At 61.1% G+C, this 1,604-nt stretch carries 2 protein-coding genes; one reads left to right on the top strand and one right to left on the bottom strand.

Translation table 11 applies throughout. The features are described from left to right. Positions 1-602, bottom strand: a 602-nt coding sequence (locus D6877_RS02575) for an SDR family NAD(P)-dependent oxidoreductase (protein ID WP_130909740.1), incomplete at its 3' end; no start/stop codon positions are given. A gap of 121 nt (positions 603-723) precedes the next feature. Between D6877_RS02575 and D6877_RS02570 the strand changes: the two genes are divergently transcribed. Next, positions 724-1,604 (top strand): LysR family transcriptional regulator (locus D6877_RS02570; RefSeq protein ID WP_130909737.1); only part of this gene is annotated, 881 nt, incomplete at its 3' end.

Here is a 1,604-nt window from a genome sequence, read left to right as displayed (position 1 = left end):
TCGCGCACCGTGCCACCGCCAAAATCGGTTTCAATCGCACCCGGCGCCAGAACGTTCACGCCAATCTGCCGCGCGCCAAGCTCTTTCGCCTGATACCGCGTCAGCACTTCCATCGCACCTTTCATTGCCGCATAAGCGCCGTAACCCGGCAGGCTGAAGCGGGTCAGGCCGCTCGAGATATTGACGATGCGCCCACCGTCATTGATCAGTGGCAGCAGTTGCTGGGTCAGAAAGAACGGCCCTTTCAACTGCACGTTCATCAGCAGATCGAATTGCTCCGGGGTGGTTTCGCTGAACAGCGCATGCACGCCGACCCCGGCGTTGTTGATCAGGAAATCAAAGCGCTGACGCTCAAAGGTTTGCCCCAATATCTGTTCAACCTGCGCGGCAAACGCGGCGAAATTCTCGCTGCGGCCGACGTCCAGTTGCAGCATCGCCGCTTTCGCGCCGAGCGCCTGCAATTCAGTGACCAGCGCCTGGGCCTCGTCGGCGCGGCTGTTGTAGGTGCCGATGATGTCGATGCCCTGCGCGGCAAGGTGCACGGCGGCGCTGCGGCCCAAGCCACGACTGGCGCCAGTGATCAGTGCGATTTTGCGATTCATGCGGACTTCCTCGATTGCGTTGAGTGGTGATGGAAGAAGTTTATTTATCCGCCCTGAGGTGATAAACACGGCAAAAGCGGAATCACTGATCGGCTCAGCCGAACAATCACCGGGGCTTGTCATGAACAAACTGGAACTGCTGCGTACCTTCGTTCGGGTCAGCGAACTGTCGAGTTTCACCCTCGCCGGTGAAAGCCTCGGCCTGCCGCGCTCGACGGTGTCCGAGCAGGTGCAGGCGCTCGAAGCCTTGCTCGGCACGCGGCTGTTGCAGCGCACCACGCGCAAGGTGCAGGCCACTCAGGATGGACTGGTGCTGTATGAACGCAGCAAAGATCTGCTCTCGCACATGGATGAAATCGAAGGGCTGTTCCGTCAGGACGAGGCTTCGCTGACCGGGCGCATCCGCGTCGATATGCCGAACATCCTCGCGCGACGCTTGATCATGCCGCGCCTGCCGGAATTCATGGATCGCCACCCGAATCTGCAGATGGAAATCAGCAGCACCGACCGCCGCGTCGATCTGCTCAGCGAAGGTTTCGACTGCGTATTGCGCATCGGCGCGCAGCCGGATCAGTCGGTGGTCGCCCGGCATCTTGGCGACTTCCCGATGGTCAACTGCGCCAGTCCTGCTTATCTGCAACGCTACGGCGTGCCGCAGACCATCGAGGATCTGGCGCAGCATCGGCTGGTGCATTACGTCGGCGTACTGGGCTCGCGTTCGGAGGGGTTCGTCTATGAGGAAAACGGCGAGGTGCGGCGCGTGGCGATGGCCGGCAGTGTCACGGTCAACAGCACCGATGCCTATGAAGCGGCGTGCCTGGGCGGCTTCGGCCTGACGCAGGTACCGCGCACCGGCATGCAGCCGCATCTGGAAAATGGCGAACTACTGACGGTACTGCCGCAATACACCGCACCGCCAATGGCGATTTCCTTGTTGTATGCACGGCAACGGCATTTGCCGCTGCGGGTGCGGGTGTTTATGGATTGGCTCGGCGATGTCGT

Origin of the sequence: Pseudomonas sp. Sample_9, from assembly GCF_004307535.1 — a bacterium.
In the GTDB taxonomy this organism is placed as follows: Bacteria; Pseudomonadota; Gammaproteobacteria; order Pseudomonadales; family Pseudomonadaceae; genus Aquipseudomonas; species Aquipseudomonas mercuritolerans.
The sequence above is the reverse complement of the archived record's forward strand: the minus strand, read 5'-3'. Positions and strand labels throughout refer to the sequence as shown.